This window comes from Bradyrhizobium sp. IC3123, from assembly GCF_020193625.1.
In the GTDB taxonomy this organism is placed as follows: domain Bacteria; phylum Pseudomonadota; class Alphaproteobacteria; order Rhizobiales; family Xanthobacteraceae; genus Bradyrhizobium; species Bradyrhizobium yuanmingense.
The window spans coordinates 257,814-272,181 of the sequence record NZ_JADYVF010000009.1 but is presented as its reverse complement, the minus strand read 5'-3'; the positions used below and the strand labels follow the sequence as shown (position 1 = coordinate 272,181).

Sequence of the window (14,368 nt, the reverse complement as noted above, 5' to 3'; positions counted from 1 at the left end):
TCTCAACTGTCGTCCCGGGGCGCGCGAAGCGCGAGCCCGGGACCCATAGCCACAGGACGATGTTGCTACGACGACTCGGAGCGGCGCCTTTGCGGGACGATTCCTCCTTGTTGTTATGGGTCCCGGGCTCATCGCTTCGCGATGCCCCGGGACGACGAGCGGAGAACGATCGCCGCTTCACGTACAACGACGAAGAGATAAGGAAACACCATGGACATCGGATTCATCGGGCTCGGAAACATGGGTTTCCCGATGGCGCGGCGGCTGATCGAGGCGGGGCACAGGCTCGTCGTATTCGACACGCGCAAGGAGGTTATCGGCAAGCTGGTCGCGCGCGGTGCCCTTGCCGCGTCGTCGCCGAAGGACGTCGCTGACCAGGCCGAGACCGTCATGGCGAGTTTGCCTTCGCTGCAGGCTTCACTCGACGTCGCAACGGGAGCGAACGGCGTGATCGAGGGCAGGCGCGCCAAACGCTTCGTCGATCTCTCCACCGTCGGCTCGGCAATGGCTGTGAAGATTCACGGGCTGCTCGCCGAGCGCGGCATCGTGCAGATCGACTGTCCCGTCTCCGGCGGCGTCGGCGGCGCCGAGAAGGGCACGCTTGCCGTGATGGTGTCAGGCCCGAAAGCCGAGTTCGCGCTGCTCAAGCCCGCGCTCGAGGTGATCGGAAAGGTGTTCTTCATCGGCGAGAAGCCGGGCGCGGCGCAGACCATGAAGCTGGCCAACAATTTTCTGTCGGCGACCGCGATCGTAGCGACGTCGGAAGCCATGGTGATGGGCGTGAAGGCCGGGCTCGATCCCGCCGTGATGATCGACGTCATCAATGCCGGCTCGGGCATGAACACCGCGAGCCGCGACAAGTTTCCGCGCGCGGTGCTGCCGCGCACCTTCGACTTCGGCTTCGCCACGGGATTGATGGTGAAGGACGTGCGGCTGGCGCTGGAGGAGATGAAGCAGCTCGGCCTGTCGATGGAGGTCGCCGACGCGGTCGGACGGTTGTGGGAAACGGTGATCAGCGCCGAAGGCGCCGAGTCCGATTTCACCGCGGCGATCAAGCCGATCGAGAAGAAGGCGGGTGTGATCGTAGGCGGAAAAAACTGACGTTCAGCGAAATAGCGCGGTCGTGCTAAATTTACCCGACAGTTCAAGCGGTTTTGCCCGACGACCACGCATCATCGCGAAAGCCCCGGTCTACTGTGCATGGGGTTGTTTTGCAGGTTTTGGTAGCGGCCTCACAGCCACGGCGCCGGCGTGTCCATAGCAATGAGCTGCTCCACCTCGATGCGCGGGCGCACCACGGCGTATTGGTCGCCCTTCACCAGCACCTCGGGCACCAGCGGCCGGGTGTTGTAGGTGCCGGCCTGCACGGCGCCATAGGCACCGGCGGTCATGATGGCGAGGAGATCGCCGGGCGCGGGCGTTGGCAGCGTGCGGTCGAGGGCGAGATAATCGCCGGTCTCGCAGACCGGGCCGACGACATCGGCCTTGATGGTGGCGGCGCCCTTGGCCGGCTGCTTCACCGCCAGGATGTCGTGATGCGCCTCGTACAGTGTCGGGCGGATCAGGTCGTTCATGGCCGCGTCGATGATGACGAAATTCTTGCCGTCGCCGTGCTTCACATAGATCACCTTGGCGACCAGAATGCCGGCATTGCCGACGATCATGCGGCCCGGCTCGAACATCAGCGTGCAGCCGAGATTGTGGCTGACGCGCCTGACCATGGCGGCATAGGCGGCGGGCGCAGGCGGCGCCTCGCGATCCATGTAATAGGGGATGCCGAGACCGCCGCCGAAATCGACGTGGCTGATGTCGTGGCCGTCCGCCCGAAGGGTCTGCACGAATTCGGAGAGGATGCGGAACGCGGTCTCCATGCCGGACAGGTCGGTGATCTGGCTGCCGATATGCACGTCGGTGCCGGTCACCTTGATTCCGGGCAGCTTCGCCGCGCGCGCATAGACCTCGCGGGCATGCACGATCGGGATGCCGAACTTGTTCTCGGACTTGCCGGTGGAGATCTTTGCGTGCGTGCCGGCATCGACGTCGGGATTGACGCGGAGCGAGATGCGCGCGGTCTTGCCCATCTCGGTCGCGAGGCGCGACAGTAGTTCGAGTTCCGGCTCGGATTCGACGTTGAGGCAGAGGATGTCGGCGGCGAGCGCCGCGCGCAGCTCTGCCTCGGTCTTGCCGACGCCGGAGAAGACGATCTTGCTGGCGGGAATGCCGGCGGCCAAAGCGCGCTTCAGCTCGCCGCCCGAAACCACGTCGGCGCCGGCGCCGAGCTTGGCCAGCGTCCGCAGCACCGACTGGTTGGAGTTCGCCTTCATGGCGTAGCAGACCAGCACCTTCTCGCCGGCAAAGGCCTCGGTGAAGACGCGGTAATGCCGCTCCAGCGTTGCGGTCGAATAGCAGTAGAACGGCGTGCCGACGGTGGCGGCCAGCTCGGACAGGTTCACCGCCTCGGCGTGCAGCACGCCGTTGCGATAGTCGAAATGGTTCATGGCGCAGGCTCGGTTGTCCCGGCTTATTTCTTGCCGGGAGGTTCGTCCAGGAGCGGGTCGAGAATAAACGATTTCTTCCGGCCCTTGGCCGCCGCGGGCGCAGCATCCGCGCTGGCCGTGGGTTCGAACAGGCTCGGCGCCTTCTGGGCCGCGGTCTCGGGCTCGACGGGTGCGGCGCCGGTGGCTGCGGGGGCGTTGGAGGCGGTCGGCGGCAGATCCAGCGGGCCCTTGCGGCCGCAACCTGCAAGCGCGAGCGCCGTCAGGCTCAAGACAATGATGGCCCACCCCGAGCCGGCCGGGCGAAACTTTGACGTCACGACGAAAATCCCCACTACGCGCGGCGCACCATACAGAGATTGGCGCGTTCTGGCGAGAGCCGGATGACCATGAAACATAAGCGAAATTTTGCCCTCAGCCCAATTTTCGCTCTTTTTCCAGCCGCTTCGCCCAAGCCTTGGCCTGGGACGCCACGTTCTTCGGCGCGGTGCCGCCAAAGCTGGTGCGGCTCTTCACCGACGATTCGACCGACAGCACACCGAGCACGTCCTTGGTGATTTTGGGCTCGATCGCCTGCATTTCCTTGAGCGGCAGCTCGTGCAGCGCGACGCCCCCCTCGGCGGCCTTGGCGACGATGCGGCCCGTGACGTGGTGCGCCTCGCGGAACGGCATCTTCAGCGTCCGCACCAGCCAGTCGGCGAGGTCGGTCGCCGTGGCATAGCCCTCGCCCGCGGCCGCCTTCATCTTGGCTTCGTCCGGAACGAGATCACGGACCATGCCGGTCATGGCGCGGATTGCCAGCGACAGCGCGGCAAAACCCTCCATGGCGCCCTGTTTGTCCTCCTGCATGTCCTTTTGATAGGCGAGCGGCAGGCCCTTCATGACGATCAGGAGGCCGTTGAGCGCGCCGATGACGCGGCCGGTCTTGGCGCGCACCAGCTCGGCGGCATCCGGGTTGCGCTTCTGCGGCATGATCGAGGATCCCGTGGTGAACTTGTCGCTGAGCCGGATCATGCCGACCAGCGGCGAGGTCCAGATCACGATCTCCTCGGCAAAGCGCGACATGTGCACGGCGCAGATCGAGGCGGCCGACAGCGTCTCCAGCACGAAATCGCGGTCGGAGACGGCATCGAGCGAGTTCGCCATCGGGCGGTCGAACAGGAGCGCCTTCGCGGTGGCATGGCGGTCGATCGGGAACGAGGTGCCGGCGAGCGCAGCCGCGCCCAGCGGCGATTCGTTCAGCCGCTTGCGGGCGTCCTGGAAGCGGCCGCGGTCGCGCGCCGCCATCTCGACATAAGCCAGCAGGTGATGGCCGAACGTGACGGGCTGCGCCGTTTGCAGATGCGTGAAGCCGGGCATCACGGTTGCGGCGTGCTCCAGCGCGCGGTCCACCAGGGCCTGCTGGAACGCGGCGAGCGCGGCATCGGTCTCGTCAATGACGTCGCGGACGAACAGACGGAAGTCGGTGGCGACCTGGTCGTTGCGCGAACGCGCGGTGTGCAGCCTTCCGGCGGCCGGGCCGATCAGCTCCGACAGGCGGCTCTCGACATTCATATGGATGTCCTCGAGCGCGCGCTTGAATTCGAAGCCGCCCTTGCCGATCTCTGACAGGATTGTGTCTAGACCCTTGCCGATATTTTTCGCATCAGAAGCCGTGATGATGCCCTGATTGGCCAACATCGCGGCGTGGGCCTTGGACGCGGCAATGTCCTGGGCGAAGAGGTGACGATCGACGTCGATGGAGACGTTGATCTCTTCCATGATCTCGTCGGGGCGTTCCGAGAACCGGCCGCCCCACATCTTGTTGCTCATGATCCCCTGCTCACGCCTGATTTGCCGCACGTTTGCTGGCCGCGGCCAGCCGTATTAAGAGGCCCCTGATAGCCATATCTGCGACCGGATGACAAACGATATGCTCGACCAGAAGCCCTCCGCCACGCGCCGCATCCCCTTCGTCATCGCCGCCGTGGCGATCGTCGGGCTGGCCGGCTTCGCCGCGCTGTACGGGCTCGGCCCGAGCCGGGCGCCCTTGGGCGATCCGACCTGCAAGGCGGCGGTGGCGACGGCGCAGAAGATCGCCCCGCTCGCCCATGGCGAGGTGGCGGCGCTGACCATGGCGAGCGCCCCGCTGAAGCTGCCCGACCTCACCTTCGAGGATGCCGAGGGCAAGCCGAAGAAGCTGTCCGACTTCCGCGGCAAGACCCTGCTGGTGAATCTCTGGGCCACCTGGTGCGTGCCCTGCCGCAAGGAGATGCCGGCGCTGGACGAGCTCCAGGGCAAGCTATCGGGCCCGAATTTCGAGGTGGTGGCGATCAACATCGACACCCGCGACCTGGAGAAGCCGAAAACCTTCCTGAAAGAGGCCAACCTGACCCGGCTCGCCTATTTCAGCGACCAGAAAGCCAAGGTGTTCCAGGATCTTAAGGCCGTGGGACGGGCACTGGGCATGCCCACCTCCGTGCTGGTCGACCCGCAGGGGTGTGAAATCGCGACGATCGCGGGGCCGGCGGAATGGGCGAGTGAGGACGCGCTCAAGCTGATCCGCGCGGCAACCGGCAAGGCCGCCGCGGCGCTTTAAGGGTTTAGGCCGTCACATTGAGATTGCCGCCGACGCCGGGGGCGACATTGGCGAGCGAGGGCTGGCCGGTGCCGAGCAGCGTCAGGACGGTGGATTTCTCCATATCCGCGTTCTGCTTGGTCAGCGTCGCCGCGATATTCGACTGCAGCGCGCCTTGCTGCGCGGCCAGCATGCTGCTGACCATTGCCATCATGTCCATTACGCGAACCCTCTTACCGGCCGTAACCTAGGCGCGAGAGGTTAACGCGACATGAATTGTCATGGAGCAGTACGGGCAATCGTGTCCCGGACAAGGGGCGGCACGCAAGTGACGCACCGCAGAGCCGGGACCTAGCCTTCAGCGCGCGGCTCCTGGGCCTCGGCTCTGCAGCGCTCCGCGCTGCGTCCGGGGCACAAGACCACCTTACCGCGTCGGCACCGGCTTGGCGCCGCGGTAGTCGTAGAAGCCGCGCTGGGTCTTGCGGCCGAGCCAGCCGGCCTCGACGTATTTGACCAGCAGCGGGCACGGGCGGTACTTGGAGTCGGCTAGCCCCTCGTGCAGCACCTGCATGATGGAGAGGCAGGTGTCGAGCCCGATGAAATCGGCAAGCTCAAGCGGACCCATGGGATGGTGGGCGCCCAGTTTCATCGCCGCGTCGATCGCCTCGACGTTGCCGACGCCTTCATACAGCGTGTAGATCGCCTCGTTGATCATCGGCAGCAGGATGCGGTTGACGATGAAGGCCGGGAAATCCTCGGAGACCGCGACCTGCTTGCCGAGCTTGCCGACGAAGTCCTTGGCGGTCTCGAAGGTGGCGTCGTCGGTGGCGATGCCGCGGATCAGCTCGACCAGTTCCATCAACGGCACTGGATTCATGAAGTGAATGCCGATGAAGCGCTCCGGGCGGTCGGTGGCGGCGGCGAGGCGCGTGATCGAGATCGAGGACGTATCGGAGGCGACGATCGCCTCCGGCTTCAATACGGCGCAGAGCTCGTGGAAGATCTTGCGCTTGACCTCTTCCTTCTCGACCGCGGTCTCGATGACGAGGTCGCAATCGGCGAGATCGTCCAGCTTCTCGGCTAGCTTGATACGCGCAATCGCCTTGGCCCTGTCGTCCTCGGTGACGGCCTTCTTGGAGACCTGACGCGCCAGATTGCCGTTGATGGTGGCCATGCCCGACTTGAGGCGGTCGGCCGAAACGTCGTTGAGCACCACGTCGAAGCCAGCGAGCGCCGCGACATGCGCGATGCCATTGCCCATCTGACCCGCGCCGATCACGCCGACCTTCTTGATCACTGCCGCCATATTGTCATCCACCGGAACGGCGCGCGGGGGGCGCGCCCTGCCTTTCCCCTCGAGCCGGGAGGTCCGATTTAATCAGAACCTTGGCTCGAAACCTAGATTGGATCGTCTCCAAGGCGCGCCCACGCCAAAGAAAACGCCTCAGGAACGCAGCACCGGCCGGAGTTTATACCTCCGGCCGGTGTTTTCGATGCCTTTTACTTGCCGAGCTTGCCGAGTTCGGCCGTCAGCTCCGGAACCGCCTGGTAGAGATCGGCCACCAGGCCGTAATCGGCGACCTGGAAGATCGGCGCGTCCTCGTCCTTGTTGATCGCAACGATCACCTTGGAGTCCTTCATGCCGGCCAGATGCTGGATGGCGCCGGAAATGCCGACCGCGACATAGAGCTCGGGGGCCACCACCTTGCCGGTCTGGCCGACCTGCCAGTCGTTCGGCGCATAGCCGGCATCGACCGCGGCGCGCGAGGCACCGACACCGGCCCCAAGCTTGTCCGCGAGCGGCTCGATGTACTTGGCGAAGTTCTCGCGGCTCTGCATGGCGCGGCCACCGGATACGATGATCTTGGCCGAGGTCAGCTCGGGGCGATCGCTCTTGGCGACTTCCTCACCGACGAAAGTCGACAGGCCCGGATCGGCCGCCGCCGCCACGGTCTCGACCGGGGCGCTGCCGCCCTCGCCTGCTGCGGCGAAGGTCGAGGTGCGGACCGTGATGACCTTCTTGGCGTCCTTCGACTTCACCGTCTGGATGGCGTTGCCGGCGTAGATCGGGCGCTCATAGGTATCGGGCGCGACCACCCTGGTGATCTCCGAGACCTGCATGACGTCGAGCAGAGCGGCGATGCGGGGCATCACGTTCTTGAAGCGCGAGGTCGCCGGCGCGACAATGGCGTCATAGCCGGACGCCAGCGACACCACCAGCGCAGCCAGCGGCTCAGCGAGATCGTGCGCGTAGAGGTCGCCATCGGCGAGCAGCACCTTCTTCACGCCAGCGAGCTTGGCAGCGGCATCCGCCGCGGCCTTGGCGTTCTGGCCGGCGACCAGCACCTCGACATCCGCGCCAAGCGCGGCAGCTGCGGTCAGGGCCTTGTTGGTGGCGTCCTTGAGCGACGCATTGTCGTGTTCGGCAATCAGAAGCGTCGTCATCAGAGCACCCCGGCTTCGTTCTTGAGTTTCGACACCAGCTCGGCGACGTCCTTGACCTTGACGCCGGCCTTGCGGCCCGCGGGCTCAGCCGTCTTCAGAACTTCGAGGCGCGCGGCGATGTCGACGCCGTAATCGGCGACCGTCTTCTCCGCGATCGGCTTCTTCTTCGCCTTCATGATGTTGGGCAGCGAGGCGTAGCGCGGCTCGTTGAGGCGGAGATCGGTGGTGATGATCGCCGGTCCCTTCAGCTTCACGGTCTGCAGACCGCCATCGACTTCACGCGTCACCTTGAAGTCGGTACCTTCGACCTCGAGCTTGGAGGCGAAGGTCGCCTGCGACCAGCCGAGCAGCGCGGCCAGCATCTGGCCGGTCTGGTTCGAGTCATCGTCGATCGCCTGCTTGCCGAGAATGATCAGGCCCGGCTGCTCTTCGTCCGCAACCTTCTTCAGGATCTTGGCGACGGCGAGCGGCTCGACGGTGCCGTCCGCCTTCACCAGGATGCCGCGATCGGCGCCCATGGCAAGACCGGTGCGGATCGTTTCGGACGCCTGCGCAGGTCCAATCGAGACCACCACGACCTCGGTGGCCTTGCCGGCTTCCTTCAGGCGCAGCGCTTCCTCGACAGCGATTTCGTCGAAGGGGTTCATGGACATCTTGACGTTGGCGAGTTCAACGCCCGATCCATCGCCCTTGACGCGGACCTTGACGTTGTAATCGACCACCCGCTTTACCGGCACTAAGACCTTCATCGATCCTCTTTCACTCAATTTGGGAGGGGGGTTATCAACTGGCGCGGAACCTAAAGGCCCGATCTGCCCCGGTCAACGCGCGAACGGGTCTAATTTTGGCCTTCTGAAATGCGGGAGCGCGATGGGTCAGCGGTTCTGGCCGGGAACCCAGAGCACGTCGCCGGCGCCATTGCCGTTCACGACCCGGCTGGCCACGAAGAGAAAGTCGGACAGGCGATTCATATATTGGATGCCAGCCGCGCTGACCGGCTCGCCCGGCTGGGCCGCCAGTTCCACGATCACGCGTTCCGCCCTGCGGCATATCGTGCGCGCCACATGCAGATGGGCCGCGGCCGGCGTGCCGCCGGGAAGCACGAAGGAGGTCAGCGGCGCGAGCTTGTCGTTGAGCGCGTCGATGTCGTGCTCGAGTCGCTCGACCTGGCTCGCCACCACCCGCAGCCGCTCGGCCTTGCCCTTGTCCTTGCCTTCCCGCTCCGGCACGGCGAGATCGGCACCAAGATCGAACAGATCGTTCTGGATGCGGCCGAGCATCGCATCGAGCTCGGGCATCTCCGCGGTGTGGAGCCTGACCAGGCCGATCGCGGCATTGGTCTCGTCGACCGTGCCATAGGCCTCGATGCGCAGATCGTATTTCGGCCGCCGCTCGCCGGTTCCCAGCGCCGTCGTGCCGTCGTCACCGGTCTTCGTGTAGATGCGGTTCAGCACCACCATGATCAGCGTCCCATCGCCCAGACCGCGAGCATCGCGACGATGATCGCCACGAACTGAAGCAGCACGCGCCAACGCATCAGCTTCTGCGAGGTGTTGGGCGAGCCGCCGCGCATCATGTTGATGAGCCCGAGCAGCAGCACCAGCGCCACGGCGCCGGCTGCGGCCGGCAGGATGAAAGTACTCAGAAAAGATGCCATTTGAGGGTAGATAACACCGTGTGTGCCGGTCCGCCATCTCCCCAGCTCGTCATTCCGGGGCGACGCGGCGGGATCGAGCGAAGCGAGACCCGGCGCGTCGAGCCCGGAATCCATCGCGCCACTTGCGCCGCGGCTAGATGGATTCCGGCCTCGCGCTGCGCGCGCCCCGGAATGACAAAGGGGGCTTCGCGAACTGGCTTTTGGGCCAAGAATATCAGATGGTAGCGCGATGATTTTTCGATTTGCGCCCATTGCTTGTTCTCCTGGCCTCTCCCTACGTTCAGAAGGAGACAGCAGCGGCGTAGGTGCCAAGTGAAAGCCATCCGCTACATCTACTGCGTCGCTGAGGACGCGTTCTACACGTTCCTCGCCGATGACGGCTGGGCGATCGCGAGCCACATCGCGCTCTCGACGCTGATGGCGCTGTTCCCATTCCTGATCGTGCTGACCGCGCTCGCCGGCTTCTTCGGCTCCAAGGAACTCGCCGACCAGGCCGCCAGCCTGATGCTCCAGGTCTGGCCCAAGCAGGTCGCCGATTCGATCTCGGGCGAGGTGCATGACGTGCTGACCACCACCCGGACCGGCCTTTTGACCATCGGCGCGGCGCTGTCGGTCTATTTCGCCTCGAACGGCGTCGAGGCGCTCAGGGTGGCGCTCAACCGCGCCTATGCGGTGGTGGAGATGCGAAGCTGGTACTGGCTTCGGCTGGAGTCGATTGCCTATACGATCATTGCGGCCTTCACAGCGCTCGCTATGGCGTTCCTGATCGTGCTCGGTCCGCTCATTATCGAGGCGGCGCGGCGCCACATTCCGCTGTTCGTCGAATCCAACGAGAGCATCCTCACCTGGGTGCGCTACGGCATCTCCATCGGCGCGCTGGTGGTGGCGCTGATCATCCTGCACGCCTGGCTGCCGGCGGGACGGCGCAGCTTCCTGCAGATACTGCCCGGCATCGTCTTCACCATCGTGGCGTCGCTGATCTCCAGCATCGTGTTCGGCCAATACCTGGCCCGCTTTGCCAACAACTACGTGACCATGTATGCGGGGCTCGCCTCGGTGATCATCGCGCTGGTGTTTCTGTACTTCATCGCCGCGATCTTCGTTTACGGCGGCGAGCTCAATGCCGCGATCATCAAGTCGCGGCTTCCTCACGGCGTGTCGCTTCAAGCAGCGCAGTCGCTAAAGCCCTCGGAGACACAGGCTTGACCAGGAAGGCGTCGGCCCCGGCTTCGCGCGAGGCGGCCTCGTCCTCGCCGCGGCCGGACACGCCGATGATCGGGATCCGAGCCAGCGGCGTTGTCAGCCTGCGGATCCGCCGGATGGCCTCGATGCCGTCGATGCCCGGCAGCACCATGTCCATCAGCACCGCGTCGAATGCGCCCTGCTCCAGCCGGTTCACGGTGTCCTCGCCGCGCCCGATGAACTCGGCGTGATGGCCGAGCTCGGTCAGGATGGTGTTGAGCACGACGCGGCCGAACGGATTGTCCTCGACGCTGAGAACGCGAAGCGCAGCGGCCGGCTCGGGCTCGCTGCCGTCCTTTGCCTTGCGGGTCTTGCCCGGTCCCGCCGCGTCCAGCGACACCGTCAATGTGAAGGTGGCGCCGCCACCGCGGCGCGGAGCGACGGTGATGTCGCCGCCCATCGCCCGCGCCAATTGCTTGACCGAGGAGAGCCCCAAGCCGGCGCCGCCGAAGCGCGCGGCAATGGTGACATTGGCCTGGGTGAACGGGCGGAAAAGCCGCTTGATCTCGGCCATGGTCAGGCCGATGCCGCTGTCGGACACGGCGAAAGCGACGCCGACCCTGCCCTTTGCTTTGCCTTTGGCGGGACGCCACGGCTCGACGGCGAGGGCCACTCCGCCCTGGTCGGTAAATTTCACGGCGTTGTCGATCAGGTTCTCGAGCGCGGCGCGCAGGCGGACGGAATCACCGACCACGAGCCCTGGGATCTTGTCGGCTATCTCGACCTTGGCCTGGAGACCTTTGGCCGCGGCGCGGCCGGCCAGGGAATCGCCGGCGGTGCGGGCGAGCGCCTTGAGATCGAACAGATCCTGGCGCGGCGTGCTGCCGCCCTTCTCCGTTCTGGCAGCATCCACGAACAGCGTGGCGAGGCTCGCCAGATGCTCGGCGCCGGCCTTGATGGTGTCGGCCCAGCGCCGCTCCCGCTCGCCGAGATCGGAGGTCGCGAGCAGGTCGCTGATCGCGAGAATGCCGGTCAGGGGGGTGCGGACCTCATGGGCAAACGCGGCCAGCGCCGCCTGGACGACATCAGGCGCAGCCGCCTTGGTGCTGCGCTTGCGCAACTGGCCGGCCGCCTTGGGCCGCTTCCGAAGCGGCCGCCGCCTGGACGTCCGGGTGGTGCGCACTGGACGCGTCTTCGCCGCCATGAATCCCCTTCGAAGTACCCTCTTCGAACCCCGCGCTGGCCAAGCATGGCACGGAGGAACGCCCGGAGTCACGGCGACGTTTCGCTAACCCCCAGAGAAACTTAACCTAATCCCACCAGCCGGCGGATCGCGGCAGGCGTGAGGCCGGCCGCGCGCAATTCGCGCAGACCGGTCGAGCGGCCCGATTTCGACAGCTTCCGACCCGCCTCATCGCGAATCAGCCGGTGATGGCGATAGGCCGGCTCGGGCAGGCCGAGCAGAACCTGGAGCAGGCGGTGCACCGCGGTGGCGTAAAACAGGTCCTGCCCCCGCACGATCTCGCTGGCGCCCTGGAGCGCGTCGTCGACGACCACCGAGAGATGGTAGCTGGTCGGCGTCTCCTTGCGGGCCAGGATGACATCGCCCCAGGCCTCCGGCCGCGCCGGCACCACGCCGCGCTCGCCGTCCGGCCCCTCGCCGAGCTCGTTCCAGCTCACGCCGGGGGCGTGACGGCAGGCGGCCGCCATGTCGAGCCGCAGCGCATAGGGCGCGCCCGAGGCGATCAGCCGCGAGCGCTCGTCAACCGACAGCGATTTGGCCTCGCCCGGATAAAGCGGCGCGCCGTCGGGATCGCGCGGCCACGGCCCGTCGGCCTCGCGCGCCGTGACCAGCCTTGCGATCTCGGCCCGACTTTCGAAGGCGGGATAGACGAGACTGAGCGCAGACAGCTTGTCCAGCGCAGCGCGATAATCGGCGAAATGCTCCGACTGCCGCCGCACCGGCGTCTCCCAGGCAATCCCGAGCCAGGCGAGATCCTCGTAGATCGCCGTCTCGAACTCCGGCCGGCACCGCGTCACGTCGATGTCCTCGATCCGCAGCAACAACCGCCCGCCCGTCTTTCGCGCACGATCGAAGTTGAGCAGCGCGGAATAGGCGTGGCCGAGATGCAGGAAGCCGTTCGGGCTCGGGGCGAATCGGAAAACGGGTGGTGCCATCACATGAATCTCGTCATGGCCGGGCTTGTCCCGGCCATCCACGTTCTTCGGTACCACAGACCGATGGTGTCAACGTCACGAACAAACACCACGATCACCGCTCATGCTACACAGTGCCTCGCGGTGAGAAAGACGTGGATGGCCGGGACAAGCCCGCCATGACGCTGGAGAGAACCCGCCCGCCATGACCATCCACCTCGAAACCCAGTCCGATCTCGAAGAGGCCGTCCACGCGCTGATCAAGCGCGATCCGCGGCTCAAGCCCGTGCTCGAGATCGCGGGCATGCCGGCGTTGCGGCGGCGCGAGCCCGGGTTTACGGGGCTCGCGCACATCGTCTGCGGGCAGCAGCTCTCCACCGCGAGCGCCGCGGCGATCTGGGGGCGGCTGTCGGCCGCATTCGATCCGTTCGACCATGACGCCGTGCGCCGCGCCCGCGCCGACCGGCTGGGGCGGCTCGGCCTCTCCGCCGCCAAGATCAAGACGCTCAAGCATCTCGCCCGCGAGGTCGCCGCGCAGCGGCTGAATCTCGACGTGCTCGCCGAGGAGGATGCCGACGCCGCGCATCACACCCTGATCGCGCTGCCCGGCATCGGCCCCTGGACGGCCGACCTCTACTTGCTGTTCTGCCTCGGCCACGGCGATGCCTGGCCGGCCGGCGACCTCGCCGTGCAGGAAGGCATCCGTATCGGCCTCGGCCTCAAGGCGCGGCCGACGGAGAAGCAGATGGCGCCGATCGCCGAGCCCTGGCGTCCGCTGCGCGGTGCGGCGGCGCATCTGTGGTGGAGCTATTACCGCGCGGTGAAGAAGCGCGAGGGCGTGCTCGCGGAATCGGGCTAACCCCGCAGCCGCGCGCGGTCGGTCCGGGCGCATTCGGCGACGAATTCGATTACGGCGCGCACCGCCGGCAGCTCGACGAGGTCGGGATGGGCCAGCAGCCAGAGATCCGCAACGCTGGCGAGCTTCTGCGGGGCGACGCGCACGAGATCGGAATAAGCTTCGGCGACGAAGCACGACAGCGCGGAGATTCCGATGCCGGCGCGGACCGCCGCCAGCATGTCCCCCTGGGACGAGCAGCGCATCGCCACCCTTGCCTGCCGCGTGACGACGTCGCTCCAGCGCGCAAGCTGCGCATTGGACGTCTGGTCGGCGAAGCCGATGACGCTGTGCTCCTTCCAATCGCCGCGCCTTTCCGGCAGGGACCGCCCGGCGGCATAATCGCGCGAGGCATAGAAGCCGGTGCCGAGACGGCCGATCTTGCGGCCGACCAGGTTCTCCTCCCCGGTATCGAAGGGCCGCAGCACCACGTCCGCCTCACTCCGGCGCACGCTCGCCGGAAATGGATGGGTGATGATCTCGAGCTGGATATGATCGTGCGCGCGCAGGAAGGCTGGCAAGCGCGGCATCAGCCAGTGCGAGGCCAGCGTCGCGCCGATCGACAGCTTGACGATGCCGCGCGCCTTGTGTCCACCCGCCGCCACTGCGGTTTCGGCCCGCAGCGCTGCGGCCGCCATGGCCTCGGCGTGCTCGCGCAAGGTCCGTCCATCCGCGGTCAGCGCCAGGCCATCGGCAGCCCGCGCCACCAATCTGGTGCCGAGCTGGGCTTCCAGCGCCGCGATCTTGCGGCTGACGGTGGGATGGCTGGTGTGCAGGCGGCGGGCGGCGGCGGTGAAGCTGCCGGTATCGGCGACCGCGACGAAGGTCTTGCAAAGGTCCCAATCCATCGGCGGCCCTGTTCATACCTGAATGATCGTCCGTTCATTATTGAACGGCCCGGGCGGCGCCGTCCAACCTTATAATGGGATCAAATCCGCGGCCACGGGCGGCCCATCCGCCCGCGCGACAATCAATACGGA

16 protein-coding genes are annotated in these 14,368 nt (G+C 66.2%); 4 read left to right on the top strand and 12 right to left on the bottom strand.

Annotation, left to right across the window (positions count from 1 at the left end; translation table 11 throughout):
• The first annotated feature begins 210 nt into the window (after nucleotides 1–210).
• The gene (locus I6F20_RS26985; RefSeq protein WP_225128568.1) at nucleotides 211–1,101 is read left to right on the top strand and encodes an NAD(P)-dependent oxidoreductase; all 891 of its coding nucleotides are present in this window, start codon (nucleotides 211–213) and stop codon (nucleotides 1,099–1,101) included.
• Nucleotides 1,102–1,232: 131 nt separating this feature from the next.
• Here I6F20_RS26985 and lysA read toward each other — a convergent pair whose 3' ends face one another.
• The 3 genes from lysA to argH form a co-directional block, all read right to left on the bottom strand.
• Nucleotides 1,233–2,498, bottom strand: a complete 1,266-nt coding sequence (gene lysA, locus I6F20_RS26980; protein ID WP_035996848.1) for a diaminopimelate decarboxylase — start codon at nucleotides 2,496–2,498, stop codon at nucleotides 1,233–1,235.
• Nucleotides 2,499–2,521: 23 nt separating this feature from the next.
• Nucleotides 2,522–2,815 carry an LPS translocon maturation chaperone LptM gene (lptM, locus tag I6F20_RS26975; protein ID WP_035996882.1) on the bottom strand — a complete coding sequence of 98 codons (294 nt, stop codon included), beginning with the start codon at nucleotides 2,813–2,815 and terminating at the stop codon, nucleotides 2,522–2,524.
• Between the two features lie 94 nt (nucleotides 2,816–2,909).
• Nucleotides 2,910–4,307, bottom strand: coding sequence for an argininosuccinate lyase (gene argH, locus I6F20_RS26970; protein ID WP_225128567.1), 1,398 nt, complete (start codon nucleotides 4,305–4,307; stop codon nucleotides 2,910–2,912).
• A gap of 100 nt (nucleotides 4,308–4,407) precedes the next feature.
• On the opposite strand from argH, the gene tlpA reads away from it, so the two are divergent.
• On the top strand, nucleotides 4,408–5,073 hold the full coding sequence (tlpA, locus tag I6F20_RS26965) for a thiol:disulfide interchange protein TlpA (RefSeq protein WP_225113053.1): 666 nt from the start codon (nucleotides 4,408–4,410) through the stop codon (nucleotides 5,071–5,073).
• Nucleotides 5,074–5,077: 4 nt separating this feature from the next.
• On the opposite strand, the gene I6F20_RS26960 is transcribed toward tlpA, so the two are convergent.
• The 6 genes from I6F20_RS26960 to I6F20_RS26935 all read right to left on the bottom strand — a co-directional run bounded on the left by I6F20_RS26960 (nucleotide 5,078) and on the right by I6F20_RS26935 (nucleotide 9,154).
• On the bottom strand, nucleotides 5,078–5,272 hold the full coding sequence (locus I6F20_RS26960; RefSeq protein WP_036020754.1) for a glutathione S-transferase family protein: 195 nt from the start codon (nucleotides 5,270–5,272) through the stop codon (nucleotides 5,078–5,080).
• A 204-nt stretch (nucleotides 5,273–5,476) separates the two neighbouring features.
• Nucleotides 5,477–6,358 (bottom strand): 3-hydroxybutyryl-CoA dehydrogenase, encoded by an 882-nt coding sequence (locus tag I6F20_RS26955; RefSeq protein WP_035996839.1) that lies wholly within the window; start codon nucleotides 6,356–6,358, stop codon nucleotides 5,477–5,479.
• Between the two features lie 194 nt (nucleotides 6,359–6,552).
• A complete protein-coding gene (locus I6F20_RS26950) occupies nucleotides 6,553–7,497 on the bottom strand; it encodes an electron transfer flavoprotein subunit alpha/FixB family protein (RefSeq protein ID WP_225128565.1) in 945 nt (314 codons plus the stop codon).
• Nucleotides 7,497–8,246 carry an electron transfer flavoprotein subunit beta/FixA family protein gene (locus tag I6F20_RS26945; RefSeq protein WP_109142244.1) on the bottom strand — a complete coding sequence of 250 codons (750 nt, stop codon included), beginning with the start codon at nucleotides 8,244–8,246 and terminating at the stop codon, nucleotides 7,497–7,499. The genes I6F20_RS26950 and I6F20_RS26945 overlap by 1 nt, the downstream gene beginning before the upstream one ends.
• A gap of 126 nt (nucleotides 8,247–8,372) precedes the next feature.
• On the bottom strand, nucleotides 8,373–8,957 hold the full coding sequence (locus tag I6F20_RS26940) for a cob(I)yrinic acid a,c-diamide adenosyltransferase (protein ID WP_225128563.1): 585 nt from the start codon (nucleotides 8,955–8,957) through the stop codon (nucleotides 8,373–8,375).
• Nucleotides 8,958–8,959: 2 nt separating this feature from the next.
• Nucleotides 8,960–9,154 (bottom strand): twin transmembrane helix small protein, encoded by a 195-nt coding sequence (locus tag I6F20_RS26935; protein WP_036020744.1) that lies wholly within the window; start codon nucleotides 9,152–9,154, stop codon nucleotides 8,960–8,962.
• Between the two features lie 312 nt (nucleotides 9,155–9,466).
• On the opposite strand from I6F20_RS26935, the gene I6F20_RS26930 reads away from it, so the two are divergent.
• Nucleotides 9,467–10,360, top strand: a complete 894-nt coding sequence (locus I6F20_RS26930; protein ID WP_109142243.1) for a YihY/virulence factor BrkB family protein — start codon at nucleotides 9,467–9,469, stop codon at nucleotides 10,358–10,360.
• On the opposite strand, the gene I6F20_RS26925 is transcribed toward I6F20_RS26930, so the two are convergent.
• Together I6F20_RS26925 and gluQRS are read right to left on the bottom strand one after the other, a co-directional pair.
• Nucleotides 10,287–11,540, bottom strand: coding sequence for an ATP-binding protein (locus I6F20_RS26925; RefSeq protein ID WP_225128560.1), 1,254 nt, complete (start codon nucleotides 11,538–11,540; stop codon nucleotides 10,287–10,289). The two genes, I6F20_RS26930 and I6F20_RS26925, sit on opposite strands and share 74 nt — an antisense overlap.
• A gap of 101 nt (nucleotides 11,541–11,641) precedes the next feature.
• Entirely contained in the window at nucleotides 11,642–12,514 is an 873-nt protein-coding gene (gluQRS, locus tag I6F20_RS26920) for a tRNA glutamyl-Q(34) synthetase GluQRS (protein ID WP_225128559.1), read from the bottom strand.
• Between the two features lie 184 nt (nucleotides 12,515–12,698).
• On the opposite strand from gluQRS, the gene I6F20_RS26915 reads away from it, so the two are divergent.
• The gene (locus tag I6F20_RS26915) at nucleotides 12,699–13,352 is read left to right on the top strand and encodes a DNA-3-methyladenine glycosylase family protein (protein WP_225128557.1); all 654 of its coding nucleotides are present in this window, start codon (nucleotides 12,699–12,701) and stop codon (nucleotides 13,350–13,352) included.
• On the opposite strand, the gene I6F20_RS26910 is transcribed toward I6F20_RS26915, so the two are convergent.
• Nucleotides 13,349–14,236 carry a LysR family transcriptional regulator gene (locus I6F20_RS26910; protein ID WP_225128555.1) on the bottom strand — a complete coding sequence of 296 codons (888 nt, stop codon included), beginning with the start codon at nucleotides 14,234–14,236 and terminating at the stop codon, nucleotides 13,349–13,351. The two genes, I6F20_RS26915 and I6F20_RS26910, sit on opposite strands and share 4 nt — an antisense overlap.
• Nucleotides 14,237–14,368 lie beyond the last annotated feature (132 nt).